Origin of the sequence: Leifsonia virtsii, assembly GCF_030433675.1 — a bacterium.
GTDB lineage: Bacteria > Actinomycetota > Actinomycetes > Actinomycetales > Microbacteriaceae > Leifsonia > Leifsonia virtsii.
Window position 1 is genome coordinate 141796 of sequence record NZ_JAROCB010000001.1, and the last position, 15253, is coordinate 157048.

The window sequence follows — 15253 nt, forward strand, 5'->3', positions numbered from 1 at the left end:
TGCGGCCTACTTGCCGGAGTGTCCGGCCGAGCCGAGCTGCTGCGTGGCCTCGACGACGCGCTGGGCCATGGCGGACTCCGCCACCTTCCCCCACGCGCGCGGGTCGTACAGCTTCTTGTTGCCGACGTCGCCGTCCACCTTGAGGACGCCGTCGTAGTTCTGGAACATGTAGCCGGCGATGGAGCGGGTGAAGGCGTACTGGGTGTCGGTGTCGATGTTCATCTTCACGACGCCGTTGCGCACCGCCTCGGCGATCTCCTCGTCGGTCGAGCCGGAACCGCCGTGGAAGACCAGGTCGAGCGGCTTCGGGCCGGTGCCGTACTTGGCGGCCAGGCCGTCCTGGATCTCCTTCAGCAGCTCCGGACGCAGCTTGACGTTTCCGGGCTTGTAGACGCCGTGCACGTTGCCGAAGGTGAGGGCGGCCATGTAGCGGCCGTTCTCGCCCAGGCCGAGCGCGTCGACGGCCTTCTCGGCGTCGGCGAGGGTCGTGTAGAGGGCCTCGTTGGAGCCCTCGTGACGGACGCCGTCCTCCTCGCCGCCGACGACGCCGATCTCGACCTCGAGGATGGCGTTGATGGCCTTGGTGCGCTTGAGCATCTGCTGCGCGATCTCGAGGTTCTCGTCGAGGGGCACCGCCGAGCCGTCCCACATGTGGGACTGGAAGATCGGGTTGCGCCCGGCCTTCACCTCCTCCTCGGAGGCGGCGATGAGCGGCAGTACGAAGTCGTCGAGGGCGTTCTTCGGGCAGTGGTCCGTGTGCAGCGCGACGGTGATGGGGTAGTTCTTGGCGACCTCGGTGGCGAACTTGGCGAAGGCAAGCGCACCGGTGGCGCGCGCCTTCACGCTCTGACCGGCGAAGTAGTCGGCGCCGCCGGTCGTGACCTGGATGATGCCGTCGCTGCCCGCTTCGGTGAGCCCCTGCAGGACCGCGTTGATCGTCTGCGACGACGACACGTTGAACGCGGGGTAGGCGAAGCCGCCGGCCTTCGCTCTGTCGAGCATCTCTGCGTACTGGTCCGGCGTGGCGATGGGCATTGCAGCTCCTTGGGGATCGGTGTGTCGAACGCCCTCATCATACCGGCGCGCCCGGAGCGGGTCCGGGGCGGGTCCGGGGCGGGCCGCGTGCTCACGCCGCGTGAACGTCCGTGCATAACTCCTCACGCCGCGCGGGGCCGCGGATACACTGGCAGCGTCCGGCCGCAGACGCCGCCCGGCCGGTGCGCCGGCGGGACGGGCACGCCGAGCCGGGATCGACGACGACGTTCCGAATCCGTCCGGGAGGACCCATCATGACCAGCACCGACACCGCATCCCACTTCACGCACCCGGACCGGAACCTCGCGATGGAGTTGGTGCGGGCGACCGAGGCGGCGGCCATCCGCGCGACTCCGTGGATCGGGCGCGGCGACAAGAACGCGGCCGACGGTGCTGCGGTGGATGCGATGCGCAAGTTCCTCGGGACGGTCAACTTCGACGGCGTGATCGTGATCGGCGAGGGCGAGAAGGACCACGCGCCCATGCTGTTCAACGGCGAGCACGTCGGCAACGGGCGGGGACCGGCGGTGGACATCGCGGTCGACCCGATCGACGGCACCTCGCTGACCGCGGCGGGCCGTCAGAACGCGCTGTCGGTGATCGCGGTCTCCGACCGGGGGTCGATGCTGGACGCGTCGAGCGTGTTCCGCATGAACAAGATCGTGACCGGCCCGGCGGGACACGGTGTCGTGGACCTGTCGCAGTCGATCGGGGAGAACATCCGTGCACTGGCGAAGGCGCTGGGCAAGCCGGTCTCGGAGATCCGGGTGGCGGTGCTCGACCGGCCGCGGCACGAGGAGCTGATCGAGGAGATCCGCGCGGCGGGAGCGGGGACGCGGCTGCTGCTCGACGGCGACGTCGCGGGCGGCATCAACGCGGCCCGGTACGAGTCGCGGATCGACATGTGCGTCGGTATCGGCGGCAGCCCGGAGGGTGTGATCACGGCGGCGGCGATCAAGGCCCTCGGCGGCTTCATGCAGGGCATGCTGGCGCCGAGCGACGACGAGGAGCGGGCCAAGGGGATCGCCGCGGGGCTGAAGATGGACACCATCCTGAGCGCCGACGACCTGGTGCAGGGGGACAACACGTTCTTCGTCGCCACCGGCGTGACCGACGGCGGTCTGGTCGAGGGCGTGCGCCGGAAGGGCCCGATCATCCGCACCGAGTCGATCGTGCTGCGCTCGAAGTCGGGCACCGCCCGCCGGGTGATCGCCGACCACCTCGCCGAGAAGTGGCTGGAGCCCGACCAGCTCTGACCCGCCGCCTTTCGTGACGGATGGTCGCGATTCGTGGCGAATCGCCGCGATTCGTGACGAACGGTCGCGATTCGTCACGAATCCGCGCTGCTACGCGACCCCGGGCTCCTCGGCGTCGGTGGCGGCACGGCCGCGCTCCTTCTCTTCGAGCGCGAACGTGTCGATGCCGTGCAGGTCGCGCGGCTCCAGCTCGCTCACGAGCTCGAAGGCGGTGAGCTCGCGCGGAGCCTCCTCGATGCCCTCCATCACACCGATCACCTTCGACTCGTCGAGGGCGTTCAGCTTGCGCGCGGCCGGGAAGACCTGGCGCTCGAAGGATCCGACGAAGCCGTTGTAGTCCTTGACCGTGCGCTCCAGCGACCGGCCCAGCTTCTCGATGTGGCCCGCGGTCGTCGACAGTCGGCTGTAGAGCGTGCGGCTCAGGTCGAACAGCTGCTTCGCCTCCTGCGTCAGCACATCCTGCTGCCAGCTGAACGCGACCGTCTTGAGCACCGACCACAGCGTCACGGGGGAGGCCAGCGCGACGCGCTTGCCGAACGCGAACTCCATGATCGACGGGTCGGCCTCGAGCGCGGACGACACCAGCGACTCGCTGGGGATGAACGCGATGACCAACTCGGGCGAAGACTCCAGCCCGGTCCAGTACGCCTTGTTGCCCAGCGTCGTGATGTGGTCGCGCACGGCCTTGACGTGCTGCTTGAGCAGCGCCTCGCGCTGAGCGCCTTCCGGACCGGTGGCGGTCGCCGGGATCTGACTGGCCTCCAGGTAGGCGTTGAACGGCACCTTCGCGTCGAGCGCGATGCTCTTGCCGCCGGGAAGCCGGATGATCATGTCGGGCCGGCCCGCGCCGGACTCCGAGTGGATGCTCGACTGCACATCGAAGTCCACGCGCTCGAGCAGTCCCGCGGCCTCCACGACGCTGCGCAGCTGGGTCTCGCCCCACACACCGCGGGTGCTGTTCGACCGGAGCGCGGATGCCAGGGCCTCCGCGGTGCTGCGCAGTCGCTCCTCCGACTCCGCCGCCGACCGCAGCTGCTGGGCGAGCTGCCCGTGCTGCTGGTTGCGCTGCGTCTCCAGCTCGACGACCTTGCGCTGCATGTCTGTCAGGCTCTCGCGCACGGGGGCGAGCGCCTGCAGCACCTTGCTCTCCGCACGCTCCCGTTCGGCCTGAGCCTCGGTCTCGGCGCGGTGTCGCTCCACCGTCTCGCGGTACTGCTGCTGGGCGGCCACGAGCTGCTCCTGCAGCGCGTCGACGCGGCTCTGCGCCCCGGCGAGGTCGGCGCGGATCTCCGCCTGCACCGCGGCCTCGGCCGCCCGCACCTCGGCGAGTTCCGCCTGGTGCTGCGCCGCCAGGACGGCCGGGTCGACCGTCGGCGCGGCGGGCTCGGCGGCGGTGCGCGAGCGCAGGAGCTTCGCCACCGCGAAGCCGCCGCCGACGGCGCCGGCGACGAGGCCGATCAGAAGGCCGAGGAGAAGGGCGAGGATGTCCATGCCCTCAGTGTGTCAGCCCCCTCCGACACTGCGTCCTTCCGCGCCCCGCGCGTCCCGTCGAGGGGTGAGAAGATGCACGAATCCGTGCCGAGTTGCGACAAGATGTCGCCACTCGATCGACCGATCAGGCGGCGACGGGGATGCCGATGCGGCCGAGTCGCGCGCCGGTCAGGCCGGCGAGGTCTTCGACCGTCGCCGCCTCGTGGTGGCGCGCGGCGTGGATGACGATGGCCGCGCACGCCTCCGCGTCGGCCAGGGCGTCGTGGTGCTGGAAGCCGTCGAACCCGGCCGCCATCGCAGCGACCGGAAGCCGGTACGAGTCGAGAGTGTAGGTGCGCCGGGCGACCTGAAGGCTGCACAGGTAGCTGTACTCCGGGCAGGCCACGAACGTCGCAGCGCAGGCCGCGCGGATCACGCCCATGTCGAATCCCGCGTTGTGCGCCACGAGGTGGTCGTCCTCCGCGAACTCCACCAGGTCGGCGAGCTGGTCCACCCAGCCGGCCGCGTCCGCCACCTGCTCCGGGCGAATGCCGTGGATGCGCACGTTCCACTCCTGGAACTGGTCGTGCCCGAGCGGCGGCCGGATGAACCACCCCGCCCGATCGACCACCTTGCCGTCTCTGACCTTCACCAGGCCGACCGAGCAGGCCGACGCGGGGGAGGAGTTGGCGGTCTCGAAGTCGATGGCGGTGAAGTTCAGGCTCACGTCGCCACTCTCACACGGCCCACCGACGCCGCCGCGCATCCCGCCCGCGCGCCGCGCGCTTCCGTGGTCGTCGCGCCGGGATCGAGTTGCACGTCGTGGTCGGAATCCGCCTTGAATATCGACCACTACGTGCAGCTCGCCGAGGATTCCGGGCGGGTCGCGGTGCCGCCGCGTAGCATCGGCGACATGCGACCCCGACAGCAGCGCGACCTCCACGCAGCCTCCTTCGACCGGGCGGCCGACGTCTACGACGCGTCCCGTCCGTCCTATCCGGCGGACGCGGTCAGCTGGCTCCTCGACGGCGTCGAGGGTCCGGTGCTCGACCTGGGAGCAGGCACCGGCAAACTGACCGCGGCTCTCGTCGAGCGGGGCAGGGACGTGACCGCGGTCGATCCGTCGCCCGAGATGCTGCGGGTGCTGCGCGACCGGCTGCCCGGGGTGGAGGCGATGGAGGGCACGGCGGAACGCATCCCGACGCCCGACGGGGCCTTCGGGCTGGTCGTCGTCGCCCAGGCCTGGCACTGGGTGGATGCCGACCTGGCGGTCCCCGAGGTTGCGCGTGTGCTCCGTCCGGGCGGCCGGCTCGGGCTGATCTGGAACGAGCGCGACGAGAGCGTCGGCTGGGTGCGGGAACTCGGCCAGCTCATGGACGCCGGCACCGCCGCCTTCGACGACGAGAGCGAGCCCGTCGTCCCCGCGCCGTTCGGTCCGCTCGAGAAGCACCAGACCAGCTGGGTGCAGCCGCTGACGCACGACGGGCTGCTCGACCTCGCCCGGTCGCGCAGTTACTTCATCACGAAGGATGCGGATGCGCAGGCCGCCGTCATCCAATCGCTCCGCCGGCTGCTGCGCGAGCACCCCGACCTGGCCGGGCACGACGTGATCGAGCTGCCGTACGTCACGCGCTCGTACCGCACGGCTCTCGGAGCGTGATCCGACCGGCCCCCAAGTAGGATGGACGACCGTGGCTCTCACTATCGGAATCGTCGGGCTGCCCAATGTGGGCAAGTCCACCCTGTTCAACGCGCTGACCAAGAACGACGCTCTGGCGGCGAACTACCCGTTCGCGACCATCGAGCCGAACGTCGGCGTGGTGAACCTGCCCGACCCGCGCCTCGACCGCCTGGCCGAGCTGTTCCACAGTGAGCGGATCGTCCCCGCCCCGGTATCGTTCGTCGACATCGCCGGGATCGTCAAGGGCGCGAGCGAGGGCGAGGGCCTCGGCAACAAGTTCCTCGCCAACATCCGCGAGGCCGACGCGATCGCCCAGGTGGTGCGCGGCTTCAGCGACGCGGACGTCGTGCACGTCGCGGGCAAGACCGACCCCGCCGGCGACATGGAGACCATCAACACCGAGCTCATCCTCGCCGACCTGCAGACGCTCGAGAAGGCGGAGCAGCGTTACGAGAAGGAGGTGAAGGGCCGGAAGCTTGAGCCGGTGGTCCTGGAGACCGCGCGCGCCGCGATCGCCTACCTCAACGACGGCAAGCCGCTGTCGACCTCCACGATCGACCTCGAGCCGGTCAAGGAGCTGGGCCTGCTCACGGCGAAGCCCTTCATCTACGTCTTCAACGTCGACGAGGACGTGCTCACCGACGAGTCCCGCCGCGCCGAGCTGGCGGCCCTCGTCGCCCCGGCCCAGGCGGTCTTCCTCGACGCCAAGCTCGAGTCGGAGCTGATCGACCTCGACCCGGCCGACGCCGCGGAGCTCCTCGCCTCCACGGGCCAGGAGGAGTCCGGCCTCGACCAGCTCGCCCGCATCGGGTTCGACACCCTGGGCCTTCAGACCTACCTGACCGCCGGCCCGAAGGAGGCGCGCGCCTGGACCATCCCGAAGGGCGCGAAGGCCCCGCAGGCGGCGGGTGTCATCCACACCGACTTCGAGAAGGGCTTCATCAAGGCCGAGGTCATCTCCTTCGACGACCTCATGGACGCCGGAAGCATCGCCGAGGCCCGCTCCCGCGGCAAGGCCCGCATGGAGGGCAAGGACTACGTCATGCAGGACGGCGACGTGGTCGAGTTCCGCTTCAACGTATAGCTGACCTGGACTCTTGGTTGGATTGACCGCATGACCGCGGCGCCTGCAAGTATGCCGATGAGGACCCGGGAGGGATGGACGCTCGCCACCGACAGCGACGTGGTCCAAGTCAGGTTCGACCACGCTTTGACGTTGGTGCTCGACGGATCACTGGCCATCCGGATCGAGTGTCCGCTGGTCTATTTCGACGGACGCACGGAACGTACGGCGATACCGGGCAACGCAGAGTCCGTCGCCCCTCTGGCTGGTCTCTATGGAACACAGGTGCGCGAAGCGTCGATCACCGCCGATGTGCTTCGGGTCGAGTTCCGCGGCGACCAGTGGCTTCGAGTCGCCCCCGACGACGACTTCGAGGCGTATTCGGTGACCTGGGACGGCCCGGAGGAGAAGCTGCTCATCGTGTGTATGCCAGGCGGAGGCCTCGCCGATTGGTCCTGACCCGCGCGGTCGATTTCTTTGCGGGCACCCGGACCGCCATAGCCGGGATAATCAAGGCTATGAGTCGAACCGTCGGATTCGGACGTCGACCTCGAGCAGCGATGTCGCCGGGCTAGGTTGGGTCGATGACGTTCAGTATCCGAACCGTCGCAAGAGAACTGGTCGAGTACCGAGAGGGCCACTCTTCGCACGTGTTCATCGGGGCTTGGGGTGTGTCACCACCCGTTCTCTAGCTGCCGCGGGCCGAGGACTGGGATCGCGTCGTTCCCGAGGCGTTTCGCGGGAGGCACGATGAGATCATCGACCGGCTTCGGGCCGACCCCTTCAGCCGGGGGATCCGGTTCGTGGACGCATACGCGTGATCTAGTCGACTTAGGATCAGCCGGCGTTCCGGCTGTATGTCTGGTCCTGGAGATCGCGCGCTTCAGCCTCGACTTAGCCCCGTCGCTCACCACCCGAACGACCCCGGCACCCCTTTGAAGGGCCCCACGACGGCTCTCGTGATCCAGCCGCCGTAGTAGCCGCCGGGCTGGGGCGTGACGACCTCGCCGCCGACCGTGCACTCGTCCATCTGCTGCGCGTAGACGGCGACGCGGTCTCGAAGCGACTCGTACCCGGGCGACGGGTGCGGGTAGTTCCATGCGGACGCGGGGCGCACCTCGCCTCCGCCGCGCACGTCGAGATACCGTGCCGTGCCCTTGAACTCGCAGAATGACGTGCCGTCGGCGTCGGCCAGCGCGCCGGGCGCGAAGTCCGCGATCGGGAGGTAGTAGACCGGCGGATGGCTGGTCTCGAGCACCCGGACGGCGTCCCAGGTCTCGGCGATGAGCTGGCCGCCCAGACGGATCGTCACCGGTGCGGCGACGCTCTCGACGCGGGGCGGCCGCGGGTAGTCCCAGACAGACTCCTGCCCCGGTCCGGGGATCTCGGGGCGCGGTCGGGGCACCTGTTCACTCTACGTCCGCGGTGCTTCACTGGAGTATGGCCGCCTCAGCGATGTTCCCGCTCGGATCCGTGCTCTTTCCCGGTGTGGCCATCCCGCTGCGCGTGTTCGAGCCGCGGTATCTGACGCTGGTCGGGCGATTGCTCGACGAGGTCGAACCGGAGTTCGAGTTCGGCGTCGTCCTCATCGAGCGCGGAAGCGAGGCCGGGGGAGGCGACCAGCGCGCCTCGGTCGGAACGATGGCGCGTCTTGTCAGCGCCGCCGCGGGCGCCGACGACCTGCTCATCGTCGGGGTGGGCACCCGCCGGTTCACGGTCGAGCGCTGGCTCGACGACGACCCGTACCCCCGGGCCGAGATCTCGACGCTGCCGGAACTGGAGTGGTCCGAGGCGCTCGCACCCCTGCGAGCGGAGGCCGAGGCGATCGTCCGCCGGGTGATCGCCCGCGTCGCGGAGCCGGATGCGGATGCCGTCGAGCTTTCCGAGGATCCCGTCGCCGCTGTGTGGCAACTGGCGGCGATCGCTCCTCTGGGCGAGTACGACAAGTACACCCTGTTGAAGTCGACATCGATGGGCGGTCTCCTGCGTCAGCTGATCGACCTGACCCTCGAGGCCGAGGAACTCTGGTCCGCCGGCTGAGGCAGCCCTCGACCGCAGCGGCGTGTTGCAGCGGGATGCCGTCCGCTCCCGGTTAGCGTCGATCAACGAGGTCGCCCACGGCGCCTCCGCCCCCCACACCCTCGACCACGATTCGGATGCCGAATGTCTTCAGGCCGCGCGGCAACGTCGCACTCCGTCGTGCGTGGCTGGAGGCTGGCCGCGATCGGCGTCGTCATCGCGGTCGTCGCCGTCGGAGGAGGGCTGGCCGCTCCGAGGGCGTACGCCGACAACTACCCGTCGTGGGCGGACGTGCAGGCCGCACGCTCCAGCGAAGCGGCCAAGCAGGCCGAGGTCACCACGATCACGAACCTGGTCCAGACCCTCAAAGTCCAGACCAAGGCGGCCCAGGATCTCGCCGTCCAGCGCGAGAAGGAGAACGAGGCCGCGCAGGTCGCGCTCGCCGCGGGCAAGGAGGAGGCCGACCGCCTCGCCGCTCGCTCGGCCACTCTCAAGACCGCGGCCGAGACCTCGCATCACGAGGCCGCGGTGGTCGCGGAGAGGCTGGCCCGCACCGGCAGCACGAACCTCACCGGGACGCTGTTCACGAGCAGCTCCAAGGATGCGAGCGTGCTCCTCTCCCGCCTCAGCAGCATGGGCAAGCTGACGGCCACCATCGACGGCATCTACGCCAAGGCCGCCCAGGACGACAACCTGGCGAAAGCCGCGAGCGACCAGGCCGACGCCGCCAAGAAGGAGCTCACCACGCTCGCGGCGCAGGCCCAGGCGGAGGCCGAGAAAGCCGCAGAGGCCCAGAAGCAGATGATCGCGGCACTGCAGGCGGAGACCGCCCACGAGGGCGAGCTCCAGGCGCAGCTCGCCTCGCTCACGAGCGCCACCGCGATCACCGAGCAGCAGTATCAGGCCGGGGTCGCCGCCCGAGCCGCCGCGGCTGCGGCAGCGGCGGCTGCGGCTCGCGCCCGCGCCCAGTCCGGCGACGCCGGGCCGATCTCGTCCGACGCCCAGGCACTCGCCCAGGAGCTCATGGGCTACGTCGACTCAGGGCAGCTCGTGGGCTCCTATCCCGATCACATCTTCGAGATCCGATGGATCGCCGAGGGACGCTCCGTGCCGAACTGCGGTATCGACACCTCGGTGCTCCAGGCGATGGTGATCGCCGAGCACATGTTCTCGAGCGTCGGCGTCAGCGACATCAACCGGCGCTGCACCGGCCAGATCGAGGGGGCCGGGATCTACTCCCAGCACTACATGAACGGCGGCGGCCACGCGGTCGACTTCTACAGCCTCGGCGGCCGGGCCACCAACGGTGCCGACAGCAACGCGCTCGCCCTCATCCGGACGCTCGACAACTTCATGCCGTACGGCTCGGGCCTGGGCCAGCGGCAGTGCCGGATGAGCGCAGGCGACGAACCGGGGCTGCACCACTTCCAGGACTTCTCCGACACCTGCAACCACCTGCACGTCAACGACCCGATGTGACGGGCAGTTGCCGGCCGACGCCACGAATCGCGAGGAGCTCCGCTTCGACGTCTAGCTCCCGACCGATGTGAAACGGATCTCGGCCTCGCGAGCTGCGGCGGGAACCATCTTCTGCAGGAGCGGCAACCAGCTCTGAAGGTCGCGGGCGTCGGCGTACCGCAGCCAGACGTCTTCCTTGTCGCCATACGGTTCCGTGCGCAGATCGCCCTGCGCCAGGTAGGACGAGCGTAATGGAGCGGGAAGTTGCGCGAGCACTCCAGCCGGGGCCGGAGGGAGCCGGCTGATGAACGCGTTCTGATTGCGCCGGATCTCTTCCCGCTCCTCGTGGGACAGAAGGCGAGTCAGCCGCTCCCGCGGGCGACCGCTTCCGATCACGGTGGAATCGCTCAGCGCGAACTCAACGGTGAGCGAGGTTCCGTGCCAGCCGAACGGGTCGCCCGACCGTGACACCTGCACCCACACAAGGAGAAACCGCTCACCGACGGTCTTGCACCACGCGGCTGTGGATCCAGGACGGATCCGACGGAAACCCTCTTCCCCGAGGACGGGCCCGAGTTGCGTTATCAGCTCACGGTGAACCTGCTTTGCGAGGATCGGCGACATACCGCAACGATGGAGAACGCGCGAGCGTCATCGGACATCGCCGCACCCGTGTGCGGATCCCGCCGACGGAGATCATCGGACCGCTAGCATGACGTGCGGGATCGACCGTGACCGCGACCCGTCCCGGCAAGCGACATCAGCCTTACCGTGGAGTCGATGGATGAGTGCGAACGAGTTGGATGACGCGATCGTCGTCTATACGGGAAAGGGTGCGTTCAATTTCCCGAGCCGGAGCTCTGAGCGTGTGGAAGAGCGATTCCCGGGACAGGCCGGTGTCGACCTTGCGCGCCGGGTCCGGGCGTTGGAGACCTCGTTCTACGAGGTCGAGCCGCGGGCGGACGAGACCCTCGTCGAGGCCGGCCGGTCGATTCCGTCCGTCGCGCGGAGCGTTCGCGGGTGCAGAAGCCGGCCTTCAGCCCTCCGCGGTCACCAGCGGATCCGGCACGTTCCGCGTGACCACCCCGTCCACCTCGACCGCGAAGCCGTTGCGCACCCAGTACTCGTAGCCGCCGAGCAGCTCCCGGACGTCGAGCCCTGCCGCGAGGAGGGTGCGGGCGGTGCCGGTGGCGCCGTTGCATCCCGGTCCCCAGCCGTAGACGATCAGGGTGCGGTCGCGGGGGAGTTCGCCGAGCCGGTCGTCGATCGTGGTCGTCGGCAGGTGCAGCGCACCCGCGATGTGCCCGTGCTCCCAGGATGCGAGCTTGCGCGTGTCGACCAGGATCGCGCGTCCGGAGTCGACCGCCGCGGCGGCCGCGACCACGTCGATCTCATACGCGAGGCGCGCCTCGACGTGGGCCAGCCGTGCGGCGATGTCGGTCACGACGCCGTCGCCGGGTCGAGGAGGGCGGCGAGCCGGGGGAGCTGGGCGGGGTCTTCGAGAGCGGAGCCGACCGCGACGACCCGGGCGCCGGCCTGCAGGTACTCGGCCGCGTTGGCAGCGCTCATGCCGCCGGTCGTCACGAACTGAGCCCGCGGGAACGGGCCGCGCATCGCGCCCAGCCACGCAGTGCCGAGCACGGAGGCGGGGAAGGCCTTCAGCCAGGTGAGTCCCGCCTTCATCGCCAGCTGCACCTCGCTCGCGGTCGCGACGCCGGGCATGCTCAACAGGCCGGCGTCGTGCGACGCGCGGACCACGTCGAGGTCGAGTCCGGGGCTGACGGTGAACGCCGCACCGGCCTCCAGCGCCTGAGCGACATGCTCCGGAGAGACGACCGTTCCTGCGCCGACGACCTTCCCGCGCTCCTTCGCGGCGGACGCGACCACGCGCAGCGCCTCGACGTCCTCGGGGGACTGGATCGGCAGCTCGACGACGTCGATGCCGAGGTCCCACGCGGTGGTCGAGACGGCGAGGCTGCGCTCCACGCCCATCCCGCGCAGGATGGCCATCAGCGGCGAGCCGTCGAACAGCTCCTCGAAACCCGAATTGTCCACGGTCGTCCCTTCGTCGGTTGCGGTCGTCGGTGTCACGGTCACGCCAGAGCCTCGGTCGGTGCGATGCCCACGACGTCCTCGGTGGACTGCAGCACCAGATGCGCCCTCCGGTGGCCGCCCCGCAGCCGCTCCTCGGCGGGGGCTCCGGCGAGCCGGGCGGCGAGCCAGCCCGCGGCGAAGGCGTCGCCCGCGCCGACGGCTTCGACGACCTCGGTGGGGATCGCCGGCACGAAGACCGTGTCGCCCCCGGAGAACTCCGTCGCGCCCACGTCGCCGTCCTTGACGATCAGATGGGCGGGGTCCGGGATGAGGCTGCGCACGTCCTCGGCGGTGTCGGACCCCCACAGGGTGTGCGCCTCGTCGAGGCCGACGAACACGATGTCGGACCGGTTCGCCAACCGGAGCAGCACCGGCGCCGCGTCCGCGGCCGCCCACAGCGGGGCGCGGTGGTTCACGTCGAAGCTCAGCTCCCCGCGGCCGGCTCCCCGGACGCGGTCGATGACCGCGTCCACCAGGTCGGCGCAGCCTTCCGAGAGGGCGGGGGTGATGCCGGAGAGGTGGACGATCGCGGCGCTCTCCAGGGGAAGGTGCGCGACGTCGTCCGCGGTCATGCGCGAGGCCGCCGAGCCCGTCCGGTAGTAGAGGACGCCGTGGCCCGGGTCCTTGAAGTACACGCCGGTGGGGGCGTCGGGGTCGAAGACGACCCAGCGCGTGTCCACGCCGAGCTCCGTCAGCGTGCGATGGACGCGACGGCCGAGGACGTCGTCGCCCAACGCGCCGATCCACGCGGCGTGATGCCCGAGCGCGGCCACATGGGCGGCGACATTGGACTCGGCCCCGCCGATGGTCAGACGCACCTGATCGGCGTCGTGCAGCCGGGTCGCATCCGGTGGGGCGAGGAGGACCATCGTCTCGCCGAGCGCGATCAGCGCGGGCACGGTGCCGTCGGTGTCGGAGCTCATCGTCGTGCTCTCGCCTCTTCCAGGTAGTTGTAGGCGGTCACCCGCGAGATCCCGAGCCGCTTCGCGATCGCCTCGATCGACTTGCGCATCTGCGTCGCGCCCCGCTGGTCCAGCCGCTCCAGGACGCCGATCTTGTCGTCCCGCGACATGGTCTCCACCGGCCGGCCGGCCTCGTGGATCGCCTCGCTGATCATCGAGTCCATGACGGAGACCAGGTCGGCCCCGATGTGCTCCCGGGGGGCGTCGGGCGCCGCCGGCTCCGCGGGCAGCAGCGCGGCGAGCATGTTGCGCGCCTGCTGCAGCGGGCTCAGGTCGACGTTGACGCACAGCGAGGCGATGATGTCGCCCTCGGCGTTGTGGAAGTAGACCGACGAGCAGCGCAGCTCTCGCCCGTCGCTCGTGTAGCCGGTGTAGCCGTAGGCGTCGTGGTCGGCGCGGCGGTCTTTCAGGACGTCCAGCCCGAGCGAGGTCGACGGGCCGCCGACCGAGCGGCCGGTGACGTGACCGTTCTCGATCGCCATGATCGTGTGGCCGAGGTCGACATCGGCGCCGTCGAGGTTGTGCAGCACGACCTCGGTGGTGGGGCCGGCGGCGGCGGCGAGCGCCCGCATCACCGGGCGGTACAGCGCCAGCACTTCGTCGGCGGTCTCGTACGTCTGACGCGCAGCCTCACCGGCGAGCGCAGCGGTCACTGCGGTCGCCGCGGTCTCCGACTCCGACGTCTCCGTTGCCATCCTGCTCTCCATCATCCACCTCTGAACAAATAATACAATTGTTGGACAGATTGTCTATCCGCCTGCTAGCTTGACGTCACCCCACGGCGAGTGCCGAGGGCCGGACACCGACGTACCGGCCCCCTCGCCCCCCACTACGCACCAGCAAGGAGGGTCGGATGACGACCGCGACCGCAACGCCAGTGACACCGGGTCTTACCGCCAAGCAGCGCAAGACTATCGCCGGCGGTGCCATCGGCACGCTGATCGAGTACTACGACTACTACCTGTACGGCCTCGCCTCGGCGGCGGTGTTCCCCGCGGTCTTCTTCTCGGCGAACGACCCCGTCGTCGCCCAGCTGGCGTCGTTCGCGACCTTCGCCGTCGGGTTCTTCCTGCGGCCGGTCGGCGGCATCGTCTGGGGGATGGTCGGCGACCGCGTCGGCCGGAAGACCGTGCTGATGAGCACGGTCGTCGGCATGGGGCTCGCCACCACGGCCATCGGCCTGATCCCCTCCGACCAGGCCATCGGGATCGCGGCTCCGCTCCTCCTGCTGCTGTTCCGCCTGCTGCAGGGCTTCTTCGTCGGCGGCGAGATGGGCGGAGCGGCGACCATGGTGGTCGAAGCCGCACCCACGGGCAAGCGCGGGCTCTACGGCGCGTTCCTGATCTCCGGCGCGGGCATCGCCAACGTCGTCACCGGTGGGCTCATGGCGGGGCTCGGCCTCACTCCCGAGTCCTGGTTCCTGCAGTGGGGCTGGCGCCTGCCGTTCCTGTTCTCGCTCGTGCTCGCCATCGCCGCCGTCGTGCTCCGCCGGCACCTGGAGGAGTCGGAGGAGTTCCTCGACACGCAGGCGCTGCAGATCGCGGCGGCGGGCAAGAAGGCGAACCCGCTCGTCGAGGCGTTCCGCCACCCGAAGAACGCGATCATGGGCATCCTCATCGGCCTGCCGCAGTCGATCGCCGGCTACGTCGTGCTCACCTACGGCCTCGCCTTCATGGTGTCGGACAAGAACCTCCCGGCGTGGATGGGCTTCGCCGGCACGATGATCGTCGGCCTGCTGCAGATCGTGGTCGCCCCGCTGTGGGGAGCGATCTCGGACCGCATCGGGCGCCGCACCGTCTACATCATCGGCTGCATCGGCTTCGCGGCGATGGTCTATCCCGCGTTCATGCTGTTCAGCACCGGCAACCTGTGGCTGATCTGGCTCGGCCAGATCCTCGGCTTCGTGCTGTTCGGCGTCGCCATGCAGGCGACCCTGTCGACCCTGCTCGTGGAGATGTTCGACCCGGAGGCGCGGACCACCGGTGTCAACATCGGCTACCAGGTGTCGAACACCCTCGGCGGCGGCCTCGCTCCGCTCATCTGCACCGCGCTGGTCGCGGCCGCGGGCGGCTCGTTCTGGCCCGTCGTGGTCTACGCCGCCGTGATCTCCATCGTGGGTGTGATCGCTACGCTGGTGGCGTCGGTCCGGCCCGACGTCGAGGGCGCGGGCCGGCTGCACGAACTCGCGGCCACCAAGAAGAGCCGCTAGGAGGGG

16 protein-coding genes are annotated in these 15253 nt (G+C 69.8%); 7 read left to right on the forward strand and 9 right to left on the reverse strand.

Features of this window, described 5'->3' with window-relative positions:
- Positions 1-6: 6 nt before the first annotated feature.
- Positions 7-1035, reverse strand: coding sequence for a class II fructose-bisphosphate aldolase (fbaA, locus tag P5G59_RS00690; protein ID WP_301215030.1), 1029 nt, complete (start codon positions 1033-1035; stop codon positions 7-9).
- A 254-nt stretch (positions 1036-1289) separates the two neighbouring features.
- On the opposite strand from fbaA, the gene glpX reads away from it, so the two are divergent.
- Positions 1290-2291, forward strand: coding sequence for a class II fructose-bisphosphatase (gene glpX, locus P5G59_RS00695; RefSeq protein WP_301215031.1), 1002 nt, complete (start codon positions 1290-1292; stop codon positions 2289-2291).
- A 90-nt stretch (positions 2292-2381) separates the two neighbouring features.
- Here glpX and P5G59_RS00700 read toward each other — a convergent pair whose 3' ends face one another.
- On the reverse strand, positions 2382-3782 hold the full coding sequence (locus tag P5G59_RS00700; RefSeq protein ID WP_301215032.1) for a DNA recombination protein RmuC: 1401 nt from the start codon (positions 3780-3782) through the stop codon (positions 2382-2384).
- Between the two features lie 124 nt (positions 3783-3906).
- Entirely contained in the window at positions 3907-4488 is a 582-nt protein-coding gene (locus P5G59_RS00705) for an exonuclease domain-containing protein (RefSeq protein ID WP_301215034.1), read from the reverse strand.
- Between the two features lie 186 nt (positions 4489-4674).
- On the opposite strand from P5G59_RS00705, the gene P5G59_RS00710 reads away from it, so the two are divergent.
- The 3 genes from P5G59_RS00710 to P5G59_RS00720 are packed head-to-tail and all read left to right on the forward strand — an operon-like array spanning position 4675 to position 6964.
- Positions 4675-5421, forward strand: coding sequence for a class I SAM-dependent methyltransferase (locus tag P5G59_RS00710; protein WP_301215035.1), 747 nt, complete (start codon positions 4675-4677; stop codon positions 5419-5421).
- A gap of 31 nt (positions 5422-5452) precedes the next feature.
- Positions 5453-6526 carry a redox-regulated ATPase YchF gene (gene ychF / locus P5G59_RS00715; RefSeq protein WP_175338049.1) on the forward strand — a complete coding sequence of 358 codons (1074 nt, stop codon included), beginning with the start codon at positions 5453-5455 and terminating at the stop codon, positions 6524-6526.
- Positions 6527-6556: 30 nt separating this feature from the next.
- A complete protein-coding gene (locus tag P5G59_RS00720) occupies positions 6557-6964 on the forward strand; it encodes a DUF6188 family protein (RefSeq protein ID WP_301215038.1) in 408 nt (135 codons plus the stop codon).
- 448 nt (positions 6965-7412) lie between these two features.
- Here P5G59_RS00720 and P5G59_RS00725 read toward each other — a convergent pair whose 3' ends face one another.
- On the reverse strand, positions 7413-7910 hold the full coding sequence (locus P5G59_RS00725; protein WP_301215040.1) for a DUF427 domain-containing protein: 498 nt from the start codon (positions 7908-7910) through the stop codon (positions 7413-7415).
- A 35-nt stretch (positions 7911-7945) separates the two neighbouring features.
- Between P5G59_RS00725 and P5G59_RS00730 the strand changes: the two genes are divergently transcribed.
- A complete protein-coding gene (locus tag P5G59_RS00730; protein ID WP_301215041.1) occupies positions 7946-8545 on the forward strand; it encodes an LON peptidase substrate-binding domain-containing protein in 600 nt (199 codons plus the stop codon).
- Positions 8546-8668: 123 nt separating this feature from the next.
- A complete protein-coding gene (locus P5G59_RS00735) occupies positions 8669-10003 on the forward strand; it encodes a coiled-coil domain-containing protein (protein WP_301215043.1) in 1335 nt (444 codons plus the stop codon).
- A gap of 51 nt (positions 10004-10054) precedes the next feature.
- Here P5G59_RS00735 and P5G59_RS00740 read toward each other — a convergent pair whose 3' ends face one another.
- The 5 genes from P5G59_RS00740 to P5G59_RS00760 form a co-directional block, all read right to left on the reverse strand.
- Positions 10055-10606 (reverse strand): hypothetical protein, encoded by a 552-nt coding sequence (locus P5G59_RS00740; RefSeq protein ID WP_301215045.1) that lies wholly within the window; start codon positions 10604-10606, stop codon positions 10055-10057.
- A gap of 412 nt (positions 10607-11018) precedes the next feature.
- Positions 11019-11426 (reverse strand): rhodanese-like domain-containing protein, encoded by a 408-nt coding sequence (locus tag P5G59_RS00745; RefSeq protein WP_301215047.1) that lies wholly within the window; start codon positions 11424-11426, stop codon positions 11019-11021.
- Complete coding sequence (locus P5G59_RS00750; protein WP_301215049.1) at positions 11423-12079, reverse strand: bifunctional 4-hydroxy-2-oxoglutarate aldolase/2-dehydro-3-deoxy-phosphogluconate aldolase; 657 nt, start codon at positions 12077-12079, stop codon at positions 11423-11425. The genes P5G59_RS00745 and P5G59_RS00750 overlap by 4 nt, the downstream gene beginning before the upstream one ends.
- Positions 12076-12999 (reverse strand): sugar kinase, encoded by a 924-nt coding sequence (locus tag P5G59_RS00755; RefSeq protein ID WP_301215050.1) that lies wholly within the window; start codon positions 12997-12999, stop codon positions 12076-12078. Before P5G59_RS00755 ends, P5G59_RS00750 begins: the two co-directional genes overlap by 4 nt.
- Positions 12996-13733, reverse strand: coding sequence for a helix-turn-helix transcriptional regulator (locus tag P5G59_RS00760; protein ID WP_301215052.1), 738 nt, complete (start codon positions 13731-13733; stop codon positions 12996-12998). The genes P5G59_RS00755 and P5G59_RS00760 overlap by 4 nt, the downstream gene beginning before the upstream one ends.
- Before the next feature lie 158 nt (positions 13734-13891).
- Between P5G59_RS00760 and P5G59_RS00765 the strand changes: the two genes are divergently transcribed.
- Positions 13892-15247: an MFS transporter gene (locus P5G59_RS00765; protein WP_301215054.1), complete on the forward strand. Its 1356-nt coding sequence runs from the start codon at positions 13892-13894 to the stop codon at positions 15245-15247.
- The last annotated feature ends 6 nt before the right edge of the window (positions 15248-15253 follow it).

Coding starts and splice junctions, on each gene's coding strand:
- fbaA (WP_301215030.1), bottom strand. CDS start 1,035: ATGCCCATCGCCACGCCGGACCAGTACGCAGAGATGCTCGACAGAGCG.
- glpX (WP_301215031.1), top strand. CDS start 1,290: ATGACCAGCACCGACACCGCATCCCACTTCACGCACCCGGACCGGAAC.
- P5G59_RS00700 (WP_301215032.1), bottom strand. CDS start 3,782: ATGGACATCCTCGCCCTTCTCCTCGGCCTTCTGATCGGCCTCGTCGCC.
- P5G59_RS00710 (WP_301215035.1), top strand. CDS start 4,675: ATGCGACCCCGACAGCAGCGCGACCTCCACGCAGCCTCCTTCGACCGG.
- P5G59_RS00720 (WP_301215038.1), top strand. CDS start 6,557: ATGACCGCGGCGCCTGCAAGTATGCCGATGAGGACCCGGGAGGGATGG.
- P5G59_RS00730 (WP_301215041.1), top strand. CDS start 7,946: ATGGCCGCCTCAGCGATGTTCCCGCTCGGATCCGTGCTCTTTCCCGGT.
- P5G59_RS00735 (WP_301215043.1), top strand. CDS start 8,669: ATGTCTTCAGGCCGCGCGGCAACGTCGCACTCCGTCGTGCGTGGCTGG.
- P5G59_RS00740 (WP_301215045.1), bottom strand. CDS start 10,606: ATGTCGCCGATCCTCGCAAAGCAGGTTCACCGTGAGCTGATAACGCAA.
- P5G59_RS00755 (WP_301215050.1), bottom strand. CDS start 12,999: ATGAGCTCCGACACCGACGGCACCGTGCCCGCGCTGATCGCGCTCGGC.
- P5G59_RS00760 (WP_301215052.1), bottom strand. CDS start 13,733: ATGGCAACGGAGACGTCGGAGTCGGAGACCGCGGCGACCGCAGTGACC.
- P5G59_RS00765 (WP_301215054.1), top strand. CDS start 13,892: ATGACGACCGCGACCGCAACGCCAGTGACACCGGGTCTTACCGCCAAG.